This is a genomic window from Enterobacter sp. ECC-019 (assembly GCF_043974075.1).
In the GTDB taxonomy this organism is placed as follows: domain Bacteria; phylum Pseudomonadota; class Gammaproteobacteria; order Enterobacterales; family Enterobacteriaceae; genus Enterobacter; species Enterobacter asburiae_D.
Genome location: NZ_CP143759.1, coordinates 475,254 through 496,920, shown reverse-complemented (window position 1 = coordinate 496,920; position 21,667 = coordinate 475,254). Strand labels below are relative to the sequence as shown.

17 protein-coding genes are annotated in these 21,667 nt (G+C 57.1%); 7 read left to right on the top strand and 10 right to left on the bottom strand.

Annotated features, from left to right (window positions below; translation table 11 throughout):
* Nucleotides 1–50 precede the first annotated feature (50 nt).
* The 6 genes from menA to priA form a co-directional block, all read right to left on the bottom strand.
* Nucleotides 51–971, bottom strand: a complete 921-nt coding sequence (menA, locus tag V1566_RS02430; protein WP_033146936.1) for a 1,4-dihydroxy-2-naphthoate polyprenyltransferase — start codon at nt 969–971, stop codon at nt 51–53.
* A 68-nt stretch (nt 972–1,039) separates the two neighbouring features.
* Nucleotides 1,040–2,374, bottom strand: a complete 1,335-nt coding sequence (gene hslU / locus V1566_RS02425; RefSeq protein ID WP_023309685.1) for an HslU--HslV peptidase ATPase subunit — start codon at nt 2,372–2,374, stop codon at nt 1,040–1,042.
* 9 nt (nt 2,375–2,383) lie between these two features.
* Entirely contained in the window at nt 2,384–2,914 is a 531-nt protein-coding gene (gene hslV / locus V1566_RS02420) for an ATP-dependent protease subunit HslV (protein ID WP_008501802.1), read from the bottom strand.
* A 94-nt stretch (nt 2,915–3,008) separates the two neighbouring features.
* The gene (ftsN, locus tag V1566_RS02415) at nt 3,009–4,004 is read right to left on the bottom strand and encodes a cell division protein FtsN (protein WP_395304965.1); all 996 of its coding nucleotides are present in this window, start codon (nt 4,002–4,004) and stop codon (nt 3,009–3,011) included.
* 93 nt (nt 4,005–4,097) lie between these two features.
* Complete coding sequence (cytR, locus tag V1566_RS02410; protein ID WP_023309683.1) at nt 4,098–5,123, bottom strand: DNA-binding transcriptional regulator CytR; 1,026 nt, start codon at nt 5,121–5,123, stop codon at nt 4,098–4,100.
* 119 nt (nt 5,124–5,242) lie between these two features.
* Complete coding sequence (gene priA / locus V1566_RS02405; RefSeq protein WP_395304964.1) at nt 5,243–7,438, bottom strand: primosomal protein N'; 2,196 nt, start codon at nt 7,436–7,438, stop codon at nt 5,243–5,245.
* 200 nt (nt 7,439–7,638) lie between these two features.
* Between priA and rpmE the strand changes: the two genes are divergently transcribed.
* Complete coding sequence (rpmE, locus tag V1566_RS02400) at nt 7,639–7,851, top strand: 50S ribosomal protein L31 (protein WP_003862040.1); 213 nt, start codon at nt 7,639–7,641, stop codon at nt 7,849–7,851.
* Nucleotides 7,852–7,899: 48 nt separating this feature from the next.
* Here the strand turns inward: rpmE and metJ are convergent, their stop codons facing one another.
* The gene (gene metJ / locus V1566_RS02395; protein ID WP_015966498.1) at nt 7,900–8,217 is read right to left on the bottom strand and encodes a met regulon transcriptional regulator MetJ; all 318 of its coding nucleotides are present in this window, start codon (nt 8,215–8,217) and stop codon (nt 7,900–7,902) included.
* 276 nt (nt 8,218–8,493) lie between these two features.
* Between metJ and metB the strand changes: the two genes are divergently transcribed.
* From metB to katG, 4 genes are all read left to right on the top strand, one after another.
* Complete coding sequence (metB, locus tag V1566_RS02390) at nt 8,494–9,654, top strand: cystathionine gamma-synthase (RefSeq protein ID WP_063144389.1); 1,161 nt, start codon at nt 8,494–8,496, stop codon at nt 9,652–9,654.
* 2 nt (nt 9,655–9,656) lie between these two features.
* Nucleotides 9,657–12,089 carry a bifunctional aspartate kinase/homoserine dehydrogenase II gene (locus V1566_RS02385; RefSeq protein ID WP_047345503.1) on the top strand — a complete coding sequence of 811 codons (2,433 nt, stop codon included), beginning with the start codon at nt 9,657–9,659 and terminating at the stop codon, nt 12,087–12,089.
* 226 nt (nt 12,090–12,315) lie between these two features.
* On the top strand, nt 12,316–13,203 hold the full coding sequence (metF, locus tag V1566_RS02380; RefSeq protein WP_023309676.1) for a methylenetetrahydrofolate reductase: 888 nt from the start codon (nt 12,316–12,318) through the stop codon (nt 13,201–13,203).
* A gap of 148 nt (nt 13,204–13,351) precedes the next feature.
* Entirely contained in the window at nt 13,352–15,532 is a 2,181-nt protein-coding gene (gene katG / locus V1566_RS02375; RefSeq protein WP_395304963.1) for a catalase/peroxidase HPI, read from the top strand.
* Nucleotides 15,533–15,615: 83 nt separating this feature from the next.
* Here the strand turns inward: katG and V1566_RS02370 are convergent, their stop codons facing one another.
* Genes V1566_RS02370 through ptsP form a run of 3 tightly spaced genes read right to left on the bottom strand, consistent with a single transcriptional unit; the run spans nt 15,616 to nt 19,910 of the window.
* The gene (locus V1566_RS02370) at nt 15,616–16,719 is read right to left on the bottom strand and encodes a glycerol dehydrogenase (RefSeq protein ID WP_395304962.1); all 1,104 of its coding nucleotides are present in this window, start codon (nt 16,717–16,719) and stop codon (nt 15,616–15,618) included.
* A 12-nt stretch (nt 16,720–16,731) separates the two neighbouring features.
* Nucleotides 16,732–17,394 (bottom strand): fructose-6-phosphate aldolase, encoded by a 663-nt coding sequence (fsa, locus tag V1566_RS02365; RefSeq protein ID WP_395304961.1) that lies wholly within the window; start codon nt 17,392–17,394, stop codon nt 16,732–16,734.
* A gap of 14 nt (nt 17,395–17,408) precedes the next feature.
* Nucleotides 17,409–19,910, bottom strand: a complete 2,502-nt coding sequence (gene ptsP, locus V1566_RS02360) for a phosphoenolpyruvate--protein phosphotransferase (protein ID WP_395304960.1) — start codon at nt 19,908–19,910, stop codon at nt 17,409–17,411.
* A 305-nt stretch (nt 19,911–20,215) separates the two neighbouring features.
* On the opposite strand from ptsP, the gene V1566_RS02355 reads away from it, so the two are divergent.
* On the top strand, nt 20,216–21,295 hold the full coding sequence (locus tag V1566_RS02355) for a PTS fructose transporter subunit EIIC (protein ID WP_395304959.1): 1,080 nt from the start codon (nt 20,216–20,218) through the stop codon (nt 21,293–21,295).
* Nucleotides 21,296–21,309: 14 nt separating this feature from the next.
* Nucleotides 21,310–21,630, top strand: coding sequence for a PTS fructose-like transporter subunit IIB (locus tag V1566_RS02350; RefSeq protein ID WP_024909180.1), 321 nt, complete (start codon nt 21,310–21,312; stop codon nt 21,628–21,630).
* Nucleotides 21,631–21,667 lie beyond the last annotated feature (37 nt).

Here is a 21,667-nt window from a genome sequence, read left to right as displayed (position 1 = left end):
GCGAAATGCGTTGTTGGCAAAATCATCAATTGTTAATTGATATTTGTCAGCTAACGCAGCGTCTGGCTTAACACAATCCCGATGACGAACAACAGGTTAGTCAGCAACGCGCCTTTTACCGTGCGCTCCAGCATTGGCGGCATGGCGGACGGGCTGAGTTCACGCATTACAAAGCGGGCCTGCTTAATCAGCAGCGGCGCGGCAAGCACAAACAGCCAGCCCCACAAGCTCTGCAAGGAAATCAGGTTAAACAGCGCCAGACAAACCAGCGCGCCAATGAGCAGGCAGGCATGATAGCGGCGGGCATTGACCGGCCCCAGACGCACCGCCAGGGTATTTTTGCCGTTCTCGCGATCGCTGTCGATGTCGCGCAGGTTGTTGATGTTGAGCACCGCCGTCGCCAGCAGACCGCAGGCGGTCGCGGGCAGGAACAGGGCAGGGATCACCGTATGCGCCTGCAGGTACCAGCTTCCCATCACGCTCAACCAGCCGAAGAACACCAGTACGGAGATATCACCGAGCCCAATATAACCGTAAGGACGCGTGCCGACGGTGTAGGTGATGGCCGCGATAATGGCCAATAAACCCAGCACCAGGAAGCCAATAAAATCGCTGGTGGTCTTAGACGCCACCGTCACCAGCGCCAGGCCGGATACGCAGATCAGCACCACGGTGATAATCAGCGCGCGTTTCATCTGCGCCTGAGTAATCACCCCTTTCTGCATTCCGCGCAGTGGCCCTATGCGGTCCGGCTTGTCGCTGCCTTTTACCGCGTCGCCGTAGTCGTTGGCGAGATTGGAGAGGATTTGCAGCAGGCCAGCGGTAATCAATGCCAGCGCGGCGACCAGCGGATCAAAATAACCCTGCCACCAGGCAAGGGCGGTACCGACGATAATCGCGGCAAAGGCCAGAGGAAGTGTTTTAGGGCGCAGACTTTCGAGCCACGCCTGAGTACGGCTGATGTCAGTCATAAGTATTTAGCCAATAAAAATGGGGGCATTAGCCCCCATTAAACGTGATGAGAATCCAGTAACCGCGATTATAGGATAAAACGGCTCAGATCTTCATCTGCCACTAACGCATCCAGATGTTTACTCACATATTCTGCGTCAATGGTAACGGTTTGACCGTTAAGGTCGCTCGCGTCGTAAGAAATATCTTCTACCAGGCGTTCCAGCACGGTATGCAGGCGACGCGCACCGATGTTCTCGGTGGTTTCGTTGACCTGCCAGGCGGCCTGGGCAATACGTTTGATACCGTCTTCGGTGAACTCGAGGTTCACGCCTTCGGTCGCCATCAGCGCTTTGTACTGTACGGTAGCAGAGGCGTTTGGTTCGGTCAGGATACGTTCGAAATCTTCAGTGGTCAGAGCCTGCAGCTCAACGCGGATTGGCAGACGTCCCTGCAGCTCAGGGATCAGGTCTGACGGGCTGGCCACCTGGAACGCTCCGGAAGCGATAAACAGGATGTGGTCCGTTTTCACCATGCCGTGCTTGGTGGAGACGGTGCAGCCTTCAACCAGCGGCAGCAGGTCGCGCTGAACGCCTTCGCGGGACACGTCCGGACCGGAGCTGTTGCCGCCGCGCTTACAAATTTTGTCGATTTCGTCGATAAAGACGATGCCGTGCTGTTCAACCGCGTCGATAGCATCTTGTTTCAGCTCTTCCGGGTTCACCAGCTTCGCCGCTTCTTCTTCAATCAGCAGCTTCATCGCGTCTTTAATTTTCAGCTTACGCGCTTTCTGCTTCTGGCCACCCAGGTTCTGGAACATGGACTGCAGCTGGCTGGTCATCTCTTCCATGCCCGGAGGCGCCATGATTTCCACACCCATTGGCGCGGCAGCGAGATCGATCTCAATCTCTTTGTCGTCCAGCTGGCCTTCACGCAGCTTCTTGCGGAATGCCTGGCGCGCAGCGGACGGCTCCGCCTGCTGTTCAGCCTGGCCCCAGTTGTTTTTAGCCGGTGGGATCAGCACGTCGAGAATGCGCTCTTCGGCCATCTCTTCCGCGCGGTAGCGGTTTTTCTCGATTGCCTGGACGCGCACCATCTTAATCGCCGAGTCGGTCAGATCGCGGATGATGGAGTCCACTTCTTTACCCACATAGCCCACTTCGGTGAACTTGGTGGCTTCAACTTTAATGAACGGTGCGTTAGCCAGCTTCGCCAGACGACGGGCGATTTCGGTTTTACCGACGCCGGTCGGGCCGATCATCAGAATGTTTTTCGGCGTCACTTCGTGGCGCAGCTCTTCGTCGAGTTGCATACGACGCCAGCGGTTACGCAGGGCGATAGCCACGGAACGCTTGGCGTTATCCTGGCCGATAATGTGCTTGTTCAGTTCGCTGACAATTTCGCGTGGGGTCATTTCAGACATGGGAGATCCTTACGCTTTGGAGGTCAATTCTTCGATGGTGTGGTTGTGGTTGGTATAAATGCAGATATCGCCTGCAATATCCAACGCCTTCACCGCGATATCACGCGCGTTCATGTCGGTATTTTCCAACAGCGCGCGGGCTGCAGCCTGGGCATAAGGGCCGCCAGAGCCGATGGCAATCAGGTCATTTTCCGGCTGAATCACGTCGCCGTTACCGGTGATGATCAGCGAGGCGGTTTCATCGGCCACGGCCAGCAGCGCTTCGAGCTTGCGCAGCATGCGGTCGGTACGCCAGTCTTTCGCCAGCTCAACGGCAGCTTTCACCAGATGACCCTGGTGCATTTCCAGTTTGCGTTCAAACAGTTCAAACAGCGTAAAGGCGTCCGCCGTGCCGCCTGCAAAACCGGCGATCACTTTGTCGTTGTAGAGACGACGCACTTTCTTAACGTTGCCTTTCATGACGGTATTACCCAGCGTGGCCTGGCCATCACCGGCGATTACCACATGGCCGTTACGGCGTACACTTACTATTGTTGTCACGAGCAGACCCCCTGGTTACAGAATCGGGAAACAGAAGCCCTGAGCCTATGCTCAGGGCTGAATTAAATGATAGATGGGGGGGATTTTGGGGGTTTCAACCCCCGGAGGCGAGTCGAATGCAGTTTGTGTGACCGGCAATTTTCAAACGCGAAATGGTGCCATCGGCGTTTTCTTTGCCTTTAACCGGACCAATCACCACGCGATTCCAGCCGTTATTGGTGGTAATACGCGAATCAAACCCTTCAAAGGCCAACTGAGCACGTACCGTTTCCGCCTGCTCGGCGCCTTTGAACGAACCGCACTGTACCATCCAGCGGCGTTCGTCTTTTTTCTCTGCCGTCTGCTTCGGCGCTTCGGTCTCTTTGGTGACCGGCGCGGCCTGCTGCGTTTTCGGCTGCTGCGCGGTGTTATGCGCTGGCGTCTGGAGCAGATCCTGATACGGCTGAGCCGCTTGTTTTTGCGGCTGCGCTTTTGGCTGCTGTTGGACAGGCTGAGACTGCACCGTACGCGTCTGCTGCTGGTATGGCTGTTCCGTTACCCGCGGCTGTGCTTTCGGCTGCTGCACCGGCTGGGTTTGCGCCCATTGCTGCTGTTGTTGCTGCTGGATCTGCTGTTGCGCCTGACGCCGCTGCAGCGTTTGCTGGCGCTGCGCCGGGGTCTGCTCATTCCACGGCACTTCGTTCAGTTGCGTAGGCTGCTGGCGCATATCGGCCTGCATCTGTGCCAGCAGCTGACGCTGTTCATCCGTCAGCTGATTCGCATTCTTCACTTCACCACCCGCAGAAGGTTCGGTTGGCGCACGCACCCCAGGCTGACGGCTTTCCAGCTCTTTGATATAGCGCCAGCGCTCTTCAGGCTTCGGAGGAAGGCCATTTCCGGCCACTTTACTGGCCTGAAGCGCCTCAGACTCTTCTTTTTTATGGTGCGTGATAAAGTACAGGCCACCAATGAAGGCGACGACTACAGCCGCAGCAATAGCGACCATTGCTGGCGATACAGCAGGCAGGTTACGTTGCTTTTTCCTTGAGCTACTCTTTTTGCGTCGCGAAGGTGCCGGCTGGCCGCGACGTACATAATCTCGTTGTGCCACTATCGTTTCGCTGTATTTATTCGTTCGTCAGTCCGCCATGTTACTTAAGCGGCGGGGCTTTGACCAGATAAGGGTATCCGAAAGACGTTTACTTTAAGTCAATGCCTGGGTAGTACCGCGAACAATCAGTTCGCAGTCCAGCAACCGCGAGCCGCTGCTAACTGTTTGACCGTGAAGCTGATCCAGCAGAAGCAGCATCGCTTCCCGGCCGATCTGATAGCGCGGCTGAGCGACCGTTGAGAGCGGCGGATCGCAAAATTCTGAAAGCGAAATATTATCGAATCCGATGATCGATAAATCTTTCGGTATCCGCAGGCCGCGGCGTTTGGCGTACGACAATGCGCCCAGCGCCATCACGTCGCTGTGACAAAATACGGCGGTTGGCGGTTCAGGCAGGTCCAGAAGTTTCTCCAGCGCTTGTCCACCCGCGGCGAAGGTAAAGTCACCGCGCGCAATGTAATGCGGATCGACGGTGACGCCGGTACGGCGCAGCGCCTGAACGTAGCCCTGTAAGCGGTAGTGGCACAGCGGCATCTCTTCCGGCCCGGCAATACAGCCAATGCGCTTATGCCCCAGTTCCTGGAGATAGTTTACGGCGTTGAACGCGGCGGTGAGGTTATCAATGTGGACCGTCGGCAGCTCCAGCTCTGGCGCAAACTCGTTGGCCATGACCATCGGCGGTAAATTACGCTGCTCTTCAATGCTGGCATCAAACGGCAGACGAGAGCCAAGCAGCAGCATGCCGTCGATCTGCTTGGTGATAATGAGATCGATGAAGGTTTTTTCCTGCTGGTTCTGGTGAGCACAGTCGCCAATCAGCACCAGGTAACCCTGTTCCGCTGCGGTGACTTCAATACCGCGGATAATCTCGCTGAAGAAGGGGTCACAGATGTCCGGCACAATCACCAGAATGGTGCGCGACTCATTGCGTTTAACGTTACGCCCCATCGCCTGTGGGAAATAGCCTACTTCAAGCGCAGCCTGCTCCACCCGGTTACGGGTCGCCTGGGAGACTTTATCCGGGTTCATTAATGCGCGGGATACCGTTGCCGTAGAGACTTGTGCTTTCTGGGCAACGTCTTTCATGGTCGCCGGTGCAACCTCTTTCCTGGACTTCAACGTCTTCTCCTCGCCTGAACACCGAACTTCTGACATCACCATTTTTACAGATAGTTAATGGAATCGGTTACAGAATTTTCATAAAAAGTGTGAGGAACGTTAAATTTTTCGATCCGTCTTCAACCTTCGATGGGATCAACGTCCAGTACCCACTTCACTTTTCGCGCTTCCGGCAGGGTATTAATCAGTACCAGCGCACCGCTGACGATGTGCTGAAGGCGAACCCGCGAGGGGTGCTGGAGCAAAATTTGCCAGCGGAAACGTCCGCCGCGTTTTGGAGCCAGCGCTGGAACCGGACCCAAAATCCACAGCTGATTATCCACCAGCGGGCTGGCCTGCAGGAGGTTTCTCAGTTGCTGCAGGAAAAGCGGCGCCTGCTGGTTGTTATGATCTTCCGCGCGGATGATGACGTGGCTGGTCCACGGCGGGAGCTGCATGGTCTGGCGTTCGGTCAGCGCCTGCTCGGCAAAGGCGTCATAGCCTTTATGCAGGAGGGTTTGCAGCAGCGGGTGCTCAGGATGGTGCGTTTGCAACACCACTTCACCCTGTTTACCGGCGCGACCGGCACGCCCTGCCACCTGGGTATAAAGCTGGGCGAAGCGCTCGGCGGAGCGGAAATCTGCCGAGAACAGCGCGCCGTCCACGTCCAGCAGGGCGACCAGCGTCACGTCCGGGAAGTGGTGGCCTTTGGCCAGCATCTGGGTGCCAATCAGGATGCGCGCGCCGCCGCGATGCACTTCTGCTAACTGCTGTTCCAGCGCACCTTTGCGGCTGGTGGTGTCCCGGTCGATACGCGAAATAGGCACGTCCGGGAAGAAAGGACCAAGCGCCTGTTCCAGCTGTTCCGTTCCCAGACCCACCGGCACGATATGCGTGGAACCACACGACGGGCACTGGCGCGGCACCGGGCGCTGGCTGTCGCAGTGGTGGCAGCGCAAATGCCGCTGGGCCTGGTGGAAGGTGTAGTAGTGGTCGCAGCGCGGGCACTCGGCAATCCAGCCGCAGTCGTGACACAGCAGGGCGGGCGCGAATCCGCGTCGGTTGAGGAACAGAATGACCTGATTTCCCGCCTGCAGGTGCTGGCGCATACGGGTAATCAATGCAGGCGCAAGCCCGGCCTGGACCTGCTGGCCTTTCAGATCCAGCACGTGCTGAATGGCCGGACGGGCATTCCCCGCGCGGCGCGTCAGGCGCAGCATATGGTATTTGCGCTGGCGCACGTTGTGCAGCGTTTCGAGCGCAGGCGTGGCGGAGCCGAGAATAATAGGGATCTGCTCACTGTGCGCGCGATAAACAGCCAGATCGCGGGCGTGATAGCGCCAGCCTTCCTGCTGTTTATAGGAGCTGTCGTGTTCTTCGTCGATCACGATAACGCCAAGATTTTTAAACGGCGTAAACAGCGACGAGCGGGTGCCGATCACAATCGCCGCTTCGCCGTTTTTCGCTTTCAGCCAGGCGCTGAGGCGTTCGCTGTCGTTCAGGCCGGAATGCAGCACCTCAACCGGCGCGTTAAAGCGTTCGCGGAATCGGGCGATGGTTTGCGGCGTCAGGCCAATTTCCGGCACCATCACCAGCGCCTGTTTGCCCTGAGCGAGCACGTTTTCCAGCACGCTCAGGTAGACCTCCGTTTTGCCGGAACCCGTCACCCCTGCCAGCAGCCAGGCAGAGAAATGATCGGAAGCGCTATGAATCGCGCCCACGGCGGTGGCCTGCTCGGTATTCAGGCGCAGGCGATCCCCTGAAACGGAGAAACTTTCGCGCCAGTCGTAAAGGGCAGGTGCTTCGCTTGCCAGTTCGCTCAGCCCTTTCTTTCTTAATGCCTGTAGCGCCGTTTCGCTGACCTCAAGCTCGTCAACCTGATGCCGCCAGATTTTCCCCTGACGCAGCGCCGCCAGGGCCTGCTGCTGTTTCTGCGAGCGCTTGAGGCTATTAATATCGACCGCCTGACCCTGCTCGGTAGCAAACCAGTACCACATCGGCGCATGGCTGGCGCTTTTGCCCTGGCGCAGCATGATGGGCAGCGCGTGGAACAGGACGTCGCCAATGGGGTGATGATAATAATCCGCCGCCCACAGCAGCAGTCGCCAGGTACTGGTGGAGTAAACGGGCTCGCTGTCCAGTACCTCAACGACCGACTTCAGTTCATTGAGCGGCAGTTCGCTTTGATCGCTGACGGAGACAACAATCCCCACACGCTGCTGTTTGCCAAACGGCACGGTCACGCGACAGCCCGCTTTGGCGCTCATGCTGTCGGGCAGCAGATAGTCAAAGGTGCGGGGAAGCGGAACGGGCAGGGCAACGTGAGCGACGGGCATCGAATCTTCCTGACTTGAAAAGTGGCGCGTTAGTATACACATTAGTGAAAGCAGCGTGCGGATCAGTTTGCATACGCTGGTCAAATTCTGTATGATTCGCCGCCTTTGGTGTATATTACGCCAGAGAAATTACATTCAACATCGCGTGGTGTCTGGCGTTAGGGCTGGAAGAGCGACGCGGCCTTAACTGAGGTTCTCCCATGAAAAAAGATATTCACCCGAAATACGAAATGATTACTGCAAACTGTTCTTGCGGTAACTCTATCCAGATCCGCTCCACCGTGGGCCACGATCTGAACCTGGACGTGTGCGGCAAATGCCACCCGTTCTACACTGGTAAGCAGCGTGATGTTGCAACCGGTGGCCGTGTTGACCGCTTCAACAAGCGTTTCAGCATCCCGGGCGCTAAATAAGTTTCCCGAAAAAAAGGCACCGCAAGGTGCCTTTTTTGTATCCGCTTCTCAGTATTCCCACGTCTCCGGGTCAATACCCAGTTCACGCATGATCACCTTCGCCTCTTCCGGGATTTCATCACTGCGCTCTTTACGCAGGTCTTCATCGTTCGGCAACGGTTGACCGGTAAACGCATGCAGGAACGCTTCGCACAGCAGTTCGCTGTTGGTCGCGTGGCGCAGGTTGTTCACCTGACGACGCGTACGTTCATCGGTGAGGATCTTCAACACCTTCAGAGGAATAGAAACCGTAATTTTCTTTACTTGTTCACTCTTCTTACCGTGCTCAGCGTATGGGCTGATATATTCGCCGCTCCATTCAGCCATGAGATACCTTTAATCCTCTCAGTCATTTATCTAAAGGTGCAAAACCTGTAACCACCCGTTTTGAACCGCAATCTTGCCTAGTTTACCGTAGAGACGATACCGTGGCACGGATATTGCCGCTGCAGCGTGCACTAAAGCATATAATTTTAACGGCTATTTGCGCATTGCTCAATCTATACGCAAAGAAGTTTAGATGTCCAGATGTATTGACGTCCATACTTTCAATGTTTACTCTGGTGCCTGACTTTTCACCTCATTCGCCAGGAAGCCCTCACCATGACGCGTAAACAGGCCACTATTGCAGTGCGTAGCGGATTAAATGATGACGAGCAGTACGGCTGCGTTGTCCCGCCGATTCATCTTTCCAGTACCTACAATTTCACCGGATTTAATGAACCCCGCGCGCATGATTATTCGCGTCGTGGCAACCCTACGCGTGACGTGACCCAGCGTACGCTGGCCGAGCTGGAAGGTGGCGCAGGTGCAGTATTAACCAATACGGGGATGTCCGCCATTCACCTGGTGACCACGGTGTTCCTGAAACCAGGCGACCTGCTGGTCGCGCCGCACGATTGCTACGGCGGCAGCTATCGCCTGTTTGATAGCCTGGCGAAACGCGGCTGCTATCGCGTGCTGTTTGTCGATCAAAACGACGAACAGGCGCTGAAACAGGCGCTGGCAGAGAAACCAAAGCTGGTTCTGGTGGAAAGTCCAAGCAATCCATTGTTGCGCGTTGTCGATATTGCGAAAATTTGTCAGCTCGCAAGGGATGCGGGAGCGATAAGTGTAGTGGATAATACGTTCCTCAGTCCGGCCCTTCAGAACCCACTCGCATTGGGTGCCGATCTGGTATTGCATTCATGCACTAAATATCTGAACGGCCATTCTGATGTGGTAGCGGGCGTGGTGATTGCCAAAGATCCCGACGTTGTCACCGAACTGGCATGGTGGGCCAATAATATTGGCGTCACTGCGGGTGCCTTCGACAGCTATCTGCTGTTGCGCGGCATCCGCACGCTGTCGCCGCGCATGGAAGTGGCGCAGCGCAATGCCCAGGCGATTGTCGATTTCCTGAAAACCCAGCCGCTGGTGAAGAAGCTCTATCACCCGTCGCTGCCGGAAAACCAGGGGCACGAGATTGCCGCGCGCCAGCAGAAGGGATTTGGCGCGATGTTAAGTTTTGAACTGGACGGTGACGAGCAAACGTTGCGTCGCTTCCTGAGCGGGCTGTCATTGTTTACGCTGGCGGAATCATTAGGTGGGGTTGAAAGCTTGATCTCCCACGCCGCGACCATGACGCACGCAGGTATGGCACCCGAAGCACGTGCCGCCGCCGGGATTTCTGAGACGCTGCTGCGGATCTCAACCGGTATTGAAGATTCTGAAGATTTAATTGCCGATCTGGAAAATGCCTTCCGGATCGCAGCCAAGGGGTAATCATGAGTGTGATAGCGCAGGCAGGGGCGAAGGGTCGTCAACTGCACAAGTTTGGTGGTAGTAGTCTTGCTGATGTGAAATGTTACCTGCGTGTCGCAGGGATCATGACGGAATATTCACAGCCGGGTGACATGATGGTTGTCTCGGCGGCGGGCAGCACCACCAACCAGTTGATTAGCTGGCTGAAACTGAGCCAGACCGATCGCCTTTCTGCGCATCAGGTGCAACAGTCCTTACGTCGTTACCAGAGCGAGCTGATTGCCGGCCTGCTGCCTGCGGACGTGGCGGACGGGCTGATCAGCGCCTTCACGCATGACCTTGAGCGACTGGCCGCCCTGCTGGACAGCGGGATTACCGACGCGGTGTATGCCGAAGTGGTCGGCCACGGTGAAGTGTGGTCCGCGCGCCTGATGGCCGCCGTGCTGCAACACCTGGGTGTGGATGCGGCCTGGCTCGACGCGCGTGATTTCCTGCGCGCCGAACGCGCCGCGCAGCCGCAGGTGGATGAAGGGTTGTCCTACCCGCTGCTGCAACAGCTGCTGGTGCAGCATCCGGGCAAACGTATTGTCGTCACCGGCTTTATCAGCCGCAGCAACGCGGGCGAAACCGTGCTGCTGGGTCGTAACGGTTCGGACTACTCGGCAACGCAAATTGGTGCCCTGGCGGGTGTTTCCCGTGTCACCATCTGGAGCGACGTGGCCGGTGTTTACAGCGCGGACCCGCGTAAAGTGAAAGATGCCTGTCTGCTGCCGCTGCTGCGTCTCGACGAAGCCAGCGAGCTGGCGCGTCTGGCCGCGCCGGTACTGCACGCGCGCACGCTGCAGCCGGTTTCCGGCAGCGATATCGACCTCCAGCTGCGCTGCAGCTATACCCCGGATCAAGGCTCTACCCGTATTGAACGCGTACTGGCCTCCGGTACGGGCGCGCGTATTGTCACCAGCCACGACGACATCTGTCTGATTGAGTTCCAGGTGCCTGCGGGCCAGGACTTCAAACTGGCGCATAAAGATATCGACCTGGTATTAAAGCGTGCCCAGGTACGCCCGCTGGCCGTTGGCGTTCACAATGACCGCCAGCTGCTGCAGTTCTGCTATACCGCTGAAGTGGCTGACAGCGCGCTGAAAATTCTGGATGAAGCGGGCCTGCCGGGCGAGCTTCGCCTGCGTCAGGGGCTGGCGCTGGTGGCGATGGTGGGTGCGGGCGTCACCCGTAACCCGCTGCACTGCCACCGCTTCTGGCAGCAGCTGAAAGGCCAGCCGGTGGAATTCACCTGGCAGTCGGAAGAGGGCATCAGCCTGGTCGCCGTTCTGCGTAAAGGCCCAACCGAGAGCCTGATTCAGGGCCTGCACACCTCCCTGTTCCGCGCGGAAAAGCGCATCGGTCTGGTGCTGTTTGGTAAAGGCAACATCGGTTCCCGCTGGCTGGAGCTGTTCGCCCGCGAGCAGGTCACGCTCTCGGCGCGTACCGGATTTGAATTCATTCTCGCGGGCGTAGTGGACAGCCGCCGCAGCCTGCTAAACTACGAAGGGCTGGATGCCAGCCGCGCGCTTGCCTTCTTTAATGATGAAGCCGTAGAGCAGGATGAAGAGTCGCTGTTCCTGTGGATGCGCGCGCACCCGTATGACGATCTGGTGGTGCTGGACGTTACCGCCAGCGAACAGCTTGCCGATCAGTATCTTGATTTCGCCAGCCACGGTTTTCACGTCATCAGTGCGAACAAGCTGGCGGGGGCGAGCAGCACCGATAAATACCGCCAGATCCACGACGCGTTTGAAAAAACAGGGCGCCACTGGCTTTATAACGCCACGGTAGGGGCTGGCCTGCCGGTTAACCACACCGTGCGTGACCTGATTGAAAGCGGTGACAGCATTCTGGCGCTGAGCGGTATCTTCTCCGGTACGCTCTCATGGCTTTTCCTGCAGTTTGACGGCACCGTACCGTTCACCGACCTGGTGGATCAGGCGTGGCAGCAGGGTTTAACGGAACCCGATCCGCGCGTTGACCTCTCCGGTAAAGACGTGATGCGTAAGCTGGTGATCCTGGCGCGTGAAGCCGGTTACGACATCGAACCGGATGCCGTACGCGTCGAATCGCTGGTGCCTGCTGGCTGTGAAGAAGGCTCTGTGGACCATTTCTTTGAAAATGGTGAAGAGCTTAACGAGCAGATGGTACAGCGTCTGGAAGCAGCGAACGAGATGGGGCTGGTGCTGCGCTACGTGGCGCGTTTCGAGGCCAACGGAAAAGCGCGAGTCGGCGTCGAGGCGGTGCGTCCTGAACATCCGCTGGCGGCGCTGCTGCCGTGCGATAACGTCTTCGCCATCGAAAGCCGCTGGTACCGCGATAACCCGCTGGTGATCCGCGGTCCGGGCGCGGGGCGCGATGTCACCGCCGGGGCGATCCAGTCCGATATCAACCGTCTGGCTAAGCTGCTGTAAAAACTGAATTTCCCTCTTCCTGTGGGAGAGGGTCAGGGTGAGGGCGCCAGACCGCACTCACCCTCATCCTGAATTTCTCTCATATTCCCTGAGCAAACCTCACCGTTATTGTTGATTATTTATGTTGACGTCCCTCCGCTTTTCCGTCATTTTTACATCTGGACGTCTAAACGTATAGAAGTTCACAACACAACAGACAACGACATGCGATTGATAGAGGTAAGGTATGAGCTTTTTTCACGCCAACCAGCGGGAAGCACTGAATCAGAGCCTGGCCGAAGTAAACGGCCAGATTAACGTCTCTTTTGAATTTTTCCCGCCGCGCACCAGTGAAATGGAGCAAACCCTGTGGAGCTCTATCGATCGTCTCAGCAGCCTGAAACCGAAGTTTGTCTCCGTGACTTACGGTGCGAACTCCGGCGAGCGTGACCGTACGCACAGCATCATTAAAGGCATTAAAGACCGTACCGGTCTGGAAGCGGCTCCGCACCTCACCTGTATCGACGCCACCCGCGACGAGCTGCGCGCCATCGCCCAGGATTACTGGAATAACGGCATTCGTCATATTGTCGCGCTGCGCGGTGACCTGCCGCCGGGTAGCGGCAAGCCGGACATGTATGCCGCCGATCTGGTCGCGCTGCTGAAAGACGTGGCCGACTTTGATATCTCCGTTGCCGCTTATCCTGAAGTGCATCCGGAAGCGAAGAGCGCCCAGGCCGATCTGCTTAACTTGAAGCGTAAAGTGGACGCTGGTGCGAACCGTGCCATTACCCAGTTCTTCTTTGATGTGGAAAGCTACCTGCGCTTTCGCGACCGCTGCGTCTCCGCGGGCATCGACGTTGAAATTATCCCGGGTATTCTGCCGGTCTCTAACTTCAAACAGGCGAAGAAATTTGCTGATATGACCAATGTGCGCATTCCGCTGTGGATGTCTAAAATGTACGAAGGTCTGGACGATGACCCGGAAACCCGCAAGCTTGTAGGGGCCAATATCGCGATGGACATGGTGAAGATCTTAAGCCGCGAGGGCGTGAAAGATTTCCACTTCTACACGCTGAACCGCGCGGAGATGAGCTACGCCATTTGTCATACGCTCGGCGTTCGCCCGGCGTGATAAACATAAAGCCCTCATAATATGAGGGCTTTTTAGTCAGGTAAAAAACTTAAAAGGTATTAGCTATCGAATCTGTGGATTAATTCAACTATATCTTATTGCTAGTGGTGTATATCGTAACGGTAACACTGTAAAAGGGAGCATAGCGATGAGCACGTCAGACGAGACCAATAAAGCGGCATCAGTCGGCAAATGCCCGTTCCATCAGGGCGGCGTCGATCACAGCGCGGGCGCAGGTACAGGCAGCCGCGACTGGTGGCCAAAACAACTCCGCATCGATCTTCTTAACCAACATTCCAATCGTTCGAACCCACTGGGTGAAGACTTCGACTACCGCAAAGAATTTAGCAAGCTGGATTACTCCGCCCTTAAAGGCGACCTCAAAGCACTTTTAACCGACTCCCAACCGTGGTGGCCTGCCGACTGGGGCAGCTATGCGGGCCTGTTTATCCGTATGGCCTGGCACGGCGCGGGTACCTATCGCTCCGTTGACGGGCGCGGTGGGGCAGGACGCGGTCAACAGCGCTTTGCGCCGCTGAACTCCTGGCCGGATAACGTGAGCCTGGATAAGGCGCGCCGTCTGCTGTGGCCCATCAAGCAAAAATACGGACAAAAAATCTCCTGGGCTGACCTGTTTATCCTCGCGGGTAACGTGGCGCTGGAGAACTCTGGCTTCCGCACCTTTGGTTTTGGCGCCGGGCGTGAAGACGTCTGGGAACCGGATCTGGACGTGAACTGGGGTGATGAAAAAGCCTGGCTGACCCACCGTGACCCGGAAGCGCTGGCGAAGCGCCCTCTGGCCGCCACCGAAATGGGCCTGATCTACGTTAACCCGGAAGGGCCAAACGCCAGCGGTGAACCCCTGTCTGCGGCGGCGGCAATTCGCGCGACCTTCGGCAACATGGGGATGAACGACGAAGAGACCGTTGCGCTGATCGCGGGCGGCCATACTCTCGGCAAAACCCACGGTGCGGGTGACGCCACGCACGTGGGCACCGACCCGGAAGCCTCGCCGATTGAAGCGCAGGGTCTGGGCTGGGCCAGCACGCACGGTACGGGCGTTGGTGCAGATGCCATTACCTCCGGTCTGGAAGTCATCTGGTCACAAACCCCGACCCAGTGGAGCAACTACTTCTTCGAGAACCTGTTCAAATACGAATGGGTGCAGACCCGCAGCCCGGCGGGTGCGATTCAGTTTGAAGCCGTTGATGCGCCGGAAATCATGCCCGATCCGTTCGACCCGTCGAAAAAACGCAAACCTACCATGCTGGTCACCGACCTGACGCTGCGTTTCGACCCGGAATTCGAGAAAATTTCCCGCCGCTTCCTGAACGATCCGCAGGCTTTCAACGAAGCCTTCGCGCGCGCGTGGTTCAAGCTGACCCACCGTGATATGGGGCCAAAAGCGCGTTACATCGGCCCTGAAGTGCCGAAAGAAGATCTGATTTGGCAGGACCCGCTGCCGCAGGCGGTGTTCAATCCGTCGAAAGAAGACATTGAAAGCCTGAAGGCGGAAATTGTGGCATCCGGTCTGTCCGTGAGCGAACTGGTTGCGGTTGCCTGGGCGTCAGCTTCAACCTTCCGCGGTGGCGATAAGCGCGGCGGTGCCAACGGTGCGCGTCTGGCGCTGGCTCCTCAGCGTGACTGGGATGTTAACGCCGCGGCGGTTCGTGCGTTGCCGGCTCTGGAAGCTATCCAGCGCACCACCAACAAAGCCTCACTGGCCGATATCATCGTGCTGGCGGGCGTCGTGGGTGTTGAGCTGGCTGCGAAAGCCGCAGGCGTTTACGTCAACGTGCCGTTCACCCCGGGCCGCGTGGATGCGCGTCAGGACCAGACGGATATCGAGATGTTTAACCTGCTCGAACCCATTGCCGATGGCTTCCGCAACTACCGTGCGCAGGTGGATGTGTCCACCACTGAGTCACTGCTGATCGACAAAGCCCAGCAGCTGACGCTGACCGCGCCGGAGCTGACGGTGCTGATCGGTGGCCTGCGCGTGCTGGGTGCCAACTTTGATGGCAGTAAGAATGGCGTGTTCACCGACCGCGAGGGCGTGCTGAGCAACGATTTCTTCGTGAATCTGCTGGACATGAATACCCAGTGGAAGGCGACCGACGAATCTAATGAATTGTTTGCCGGAAGCGATCGCGCCAGCGGTGAAGTGAAATATACCGCCACCCGCGCCGATCTGGTCTTCGGTTCTAACGCCGTCCTGCGTGCGCTGGCAGAGGTTTATGCCAGTGATGATGCACATGAGAAGTTTGTCCGCGACTTTGTTGCCGCATGGGCGAAGGTGATGGATCTGGACAGGTTTGACCTGCAGTAACCGTTGTGCCGGGTGGCGCTAACGCTTATCCGGCCTACGGGCAAAAAAATCCCCGCTGATGCGGGGATTTTTATTCACGCTATTTACGCCCACTCCTGCAGGAACCGCTGTCCATACTGGTCGGCCACCAGCAGTGCCGCATAAACCTGATCCGGCGTAACGCCGCCGGGCATGTTGTGAATAGTTTCTCCTTCGGCACAGGAGGCTTCCGCGATCAGTCGCATTTTGGCCGGAATATCCTCTTTGATGTTCAGCTGTGCCAGCGTGATCGGCAGCCCAACGCTGTGACAAAGCGCGGCGACGGTCTCTATTTCTTCTACCGGCGCGTTTTCCAGTACCAGCTGCGTCAGCGTACCAAACGCTACTTTTTCGCCGTGATAGAAGTGATGCGCATCCGGTACCGCCGTCATACCGTTATGAATAGCGTGTGCCGCCGCCAGACCACCGCTTTCAAAGCCTACGCCGCTGAGATAGGTGTTGGCTTCGATAATGCGTTCCAGCGCCGGTGTAACCACATGCTGTTCTGCGGCCAGCATGGCTTTTTCACCCTCTTCAACCAGCGTGTTGTAGCACAGCTCGGCCAGCGCGAGTGCAGCCTGCGTACATTTGCCGCCCGCCATGGTGGTCGCGCCGCTGCGCGAGCAGGCGCGTGCTTCAAACCACGTCGCCAGCGCATCGCCAATCCCGGCGGCAAGCAGACGTGCCGGCGCACCCGCTACCACTTTGGTATCGACGATAACCATGTTCGGGTTGTGCGGCAGCATCAGATAGCGATCGAACTCACCGCTGTCGGTATAAATGACGGAAAGGGCGCTGCACGGCGCATCGGTGGAGGCAATGGTTGGCGCAATAGCCACGGGTACGTCCATAAAATGGGCCAGCGCTTTGGCGGTATCCAGCGTTTTACCGCCGCCAATGCCCAGCACCGCCATGCAGTCGGCGCTGTCGGCCAGCTTTTTCAGTCTGTCGATTTCATTTTGTGAACATTCGCCGCCAAACGGCGCGATTTCGCCATGCAGTTCGGCTTTTTTAAAACTCTGACGCAGGGTCTCTTCGGCAAAACCCAGCACAAATTTATCGCCGACAACCAGCCAGCGATTGGCCAGGGGCTTCAGATAGTCGCCGAGACGGGTAAGCACATCAGCGCCCTGGATATATTTCCCCGGCGATTGAATGATACGGTCCATAACAGTTCTCCCTTAGAGGTTGAGGTTACCAAACGCGTTTTTCCAGTCCTGCTCGAACTTCTCTATGGCTGACTCTACCGCTGGCGTACCGAGCATTTGTTGCGCTACGTCTAAGGGAAGCGTGATTGCCTCGCATCCCACCAACAGGCAGTCCAGCGCCTGACGCGGCGTTTTGAAACTGGCGGCCAGCACTTTGCTTTCCGGCGCGTGCATTTCCAGCAGAGATTGCAGCTCCTGGACCATGCGAATGCCATCACCGCCCTGAGCATCAACGCGGTTTACATAGGGGGCGACATATTTCGCCCCGGCCAGTGCGGCAAGCAAACCCTGTGCCGCGCTGTAAACGGCGGTTCCAAGCGTGGTTATCCCCTCTTTTTTCAATGCCTTAATTGCGGTAAGCCCCTCAGCCGTGACTGGGATTTTTACCACGATGTCCGGGATGGCGTTACTCAGACGTTTTGCCTCCGCCACCATGCCTTCGGCATCGCGGCTCATGGTTTGAGCAAACAGCGTGCCTTTAGGCCCGATGGCTTTTTGCAGGCGCGGGAGCACGTCCCAGATGGATTCGCGGCTGGCAGCAATGATGCTCGGGTTGGTGGTGACGCCCGCAATGGGAAAGATGCGGGCCAGACGTTCTACTTCCGCCACGTTGGCGGTATCCAGATACAGTTCCATTACTCTTCCTCGTTTCAGAGTTCTAATTCGTGTTGCAGCAGGGAAGCGATGGCCTCTTCCGAGCAGGCGTTAACCAGCGCGTTGCGGAAATCGTCATGCATGATGCGGCGGGCCAGGCGGGAGAAAATACGCATATGCTGGTCGCCCGCGGCGTGTTTGTTTAGCGTCAGCATGATGATGAACTGTGCTTCTTCATCTCCCCACATGACGGGGGATTTCAGGCGCGCAACGCTGATGGTGGATTGCTCAATATGCTCAGACTTGCTGTGCGGAATGGCGAAGCTGAAGCCAAGACCGGTGGAGAAGACGGCCTCACGCGCCCACAGGTCGGCCTCCAGCTTGCGGGGGTAGCGGCAACGTCCGGCGAGCAGCAGGTTATCGGTCATCCCTTTCATGACCTCTTCTTTACTGTTCCAGTCATTGTCCAGTGAAATACAGCGAGGTGTGACCAACGGCGTGTCCTGCTGGTTCATGCGGAACTGCGCCAGCAGGTGTTCCACTTCAAGCGAGGTGCGACACGCCATGGCCTGGTTCAGCAGCTGGCGGCAGGCGCGGCTATCAAGCTGTGCCAGGCGCGCTTTGGTTGCCGGAATGGCGGGCGACCCCATGCTCAGCTCGTCCAGTCCCAGACCCACCAGCAGCGGCAGCACTGAACCTTTTGCGCCCAGCTCTCCGCACAGGCCAATCCATTTCCCCTGGCGATGGACGGCCTGTACCGCATAATCCAGCGCCCTCAGGAAGGCCGGGTTCAGGCTGTTGTAGTGGCGTGTGACTTTGGCGTTGTCGCGGTCGACGGCCAGCAGATACTGCGTCAGATCATTGCTGCCAATGCTAAAGAAATCAATCTCTTCACAGCACTGATCGATGATGAACATCACCGAAGGCACTTCCAGCATGATGCCGAGCGGGATTTTTTCATCGAACGGAATATGTTCAGCGCGAAGCTGCTGTTTCGCTTCGGCAAGTTTCTCTTTCACCCACATGATCTCTTCCATAGAAGAGATCATCGGGATCATGATCTTCAGGCTGCCGTGAGCAGAGGCGCGCAGGATCGCCCGAAGCTGGGTGGTGAAAAGCGCTCCGTACTCTTCGTAAATGCGCACGGCGCGGTAGCCGAGGAAAGGGTTGTTTTCCGCCGGGATATTCAGGTATTCCACCGGCTTATCGCCGCCGATATCCATGGTGCGCACGATAATGCTGCGCCCGTTTGCACTTTCCAGCGCCTGACAGAAAATGTTGTACAGCTCGTTTTCACCGGGCGCGCTGGTACGGTCCATATACAGCATTTCGGTGCGAAACAGGCCAACTCCCTCGGCGCCGTTCCCGAATGCTGCCTGCGCTTCCACCGCGTGGGCGATGTTCGCGGCAATCTCAATGCGCAAGCCATCGGTGGTTCTGGCTTCCCGATCGAGCCAGATGCGCTGCTGCTCGCGTAGTGCCTGTTGTACTCGTGCTTCCTGTTGATAGTAGCGCGCTACCGCATCGCTGGCGTTGACCACGACCGCACCGGCATTGCCATCGATAAATACAGGTTTATTGCGCCACGGCAGCAGGCTTTCGCTGTCGACGCCCACCAGCGTCGGAATATTAAAGGAACGTGCAAGAATGACGGTGTGCGAGGTTGTTCCGCCGCTTTTTAACAGCAGCCCCTTAAGCAAGGTTTTATCGAGTTCCAGGAACTGGCCGGGCGTAAGATCATCAGCCAGACAAACGCTCTGCTGAGTGAGCTGTCCCGGTGCCGGGAAGCGTTGTTCACCATAAATCTGTTGTAAAAGTTGATAGCAGACATCGCGCACATCCAGCACGCGTTCCTGCAGATAGCTGCTGCTGGAACGAGAGAACGTATCGCAGAAATGGTTGGCTGTGGCGATTGTCGCTTGCGCGCAGCTTAGCCCCTGGCTCACGCCCGCAAGCAGATGCTGGCGTAAAGAGGTATCCGTCGCCAGCGATCGATGTGCCTCAAGAATGGCGCCGGCGGTGCTGTCGCTGTCCAGCGCGCGAAGCTCAATGTTTTTCACCAGCAGGGTGAGGCCGCTGTCCAGCGCGGACTGCTCTTCTTCCACGTTATTCGCGTCGGGTAAATCCGTCAGTGCATTGAGATCCAGCGAGGTCAGCAAGGTCAACACGCCCCGGGTGCTACCGCTGCAAACGGGCAGGGCGCGGAAAAGCGTTGGGTTAAGGCGCGCGAGGGATTCTGGCAGCGGATCGCGCTCAATATGGATGGCTTCTGCGAGCGGCGCATCACAGTGTGGAAACTCTTCCCGGAGCCACTGTTCCAGCTGTTGATGGGCGTTCTGCTCATCTTCACCGTGGATCACCAGACGACAGGCGTCGCCTGCCAGCGTGTCGGTGCCAATAAGTGCCAGCGCGCTCTTGGCATTTCCTTTTCGGTCAGTGCGCAGGTTATGCCACTCGATCTGTGAGATAAACGTATTACACAGCGTCTCCACATGACTTGCCGGACGCGCGTGAACCCCGTTGGGCAATTCACAGGTAAATTCCACTACCAGAGCCATACACACTCCTGAAACCAATCATCATTCATTGGGGAACAGCATACGGGTGTGTTGATGGCGCGCGCCATGTGACAAATCTGCCAAAAGCTGGACAAATGTAATGTCACGTGAAAAGTGAGATTTGACTCACAGGTTGTGGTGGTTTGTCTTATGCGTACCGTCTATCCGAAATATCGAGGCGGATCGCATTTTTATTTCGATATTACAAAAATCCAGTAAATGGCCTTTTTGTCTCCTGTCCGCCGCCTTCCTGATTGCCTATTGTTTGCCACAACATCTTTATGGTTTTAGGCCAGGAGCGACATATGAAAGAGTTGGTGCATATTCTCAAGAACACGCGGCAGCATCTGATGACCGGGGTGTCGCACATGATCCCGTTCGTGGTCGCGGGCGGTATTTTGCTGGCGGTTTCAGTCATGCTGTACGGCAAGGGCGCGGTACCGGATGCCGCAACCGATCCCAACCTCAAAAAGCTATTCGATATCGGCGTGGCGGGATTAACGCTGATGGTGCCTTTCCTGGCCGCCTATATTGGCTACTCCATTGCCGAACGTGCAGCGCTTGCTCCCTGCGCTATTGCCGCGTGGGTCGGTAACAGCTTCGGTGCGGGTTTCTTCGGCGCCATTATTGCCGGGATCCTCGGCGGGATTGTGGTCTGGTATCTGAAAAAACTGCCGGTCCCGAAAGTCCTGCGATCCGTCATGCCTATCTTCATCATCCCTATCATCGGCACCTTTGTTACCGCGGGCATCATGATGTGGGGTCTGGGCGAACCTGTTGGTGCGTTGACGACGGGCTTAACCCAGTGGCTGCAAGGGATGCAGCAGGGCAGCATCGTCGTGTTGGCCATCATCATGGGGTTGATGCTGGCCTTCGACATGGGTGGCCCGATTAATAAAGTCGCCTATGCCTTCATGCTGATCTGCGTTGCTCAGGGCGTCTACACCGTGGTGGCGATTGCGGCGGTAGGCATCTGCGTTCCACCGCTGGGATTAGGCCTGGCGACGCTGATTAATCGCAAGAATTTTACCGGTGAAGAGCGTGAAGCGGGTAAGGCTGCATTAGTGATGGGCTGCGTGGGGGTTACCGAAGGGGCCATTCCGTTTGCCGCTGCCGACCCTCTGCGCGTCATTCCCTCCATCATGCTGGGATCGGCATGTGGCGCAGTGACGGCTGCCGTGATGGGCGCGCAGTGCTATGCCGGATGGGGCGGGCTCATCGTTCTCCCTGTGGTGGAGGGCAAACTGGGCTACATCGCGGCGGTCGCCGTAGGGGCTGTGGTGACGGCCCTTAGCGTCAACGTGCTGAAGAGTATTGCCCGCAAGAATGCAAAACCGGTCGATGAAAAAGAGGACGACCTGGATCTGGATTTCGAAATTAACTGAGTGAGGAAGAGAACATGGCCCGAATTATCGCAGTAACAGCATGTCCGTCTGGCGTTGCCCATACCTACATGGCGGCCGAAGCGCTGGAAAGCGCCGCTAAAGCCAAAGGCTGGGAAGTGAAGGTTGAAACGCAAGGGTCGATTGGTCTTGAGAACGAGCTGAATGCTGAGGATATCGCCGCAGCGGATATGGTGATCCTGACCAAAGATATTGGCATTAAGTTCGAAGAACGTTTTACCGGGAAAACCATCGTGCGCGTGAACATCAGCGACGCGGTAAAACGCGCCGACGCCATCATGAACAAGATTGATGCCCACCTGGCGCAAACCGCCTGACGTTCTCCCGCCCTTCGGGGCGGGTTTGTTTTCCGTT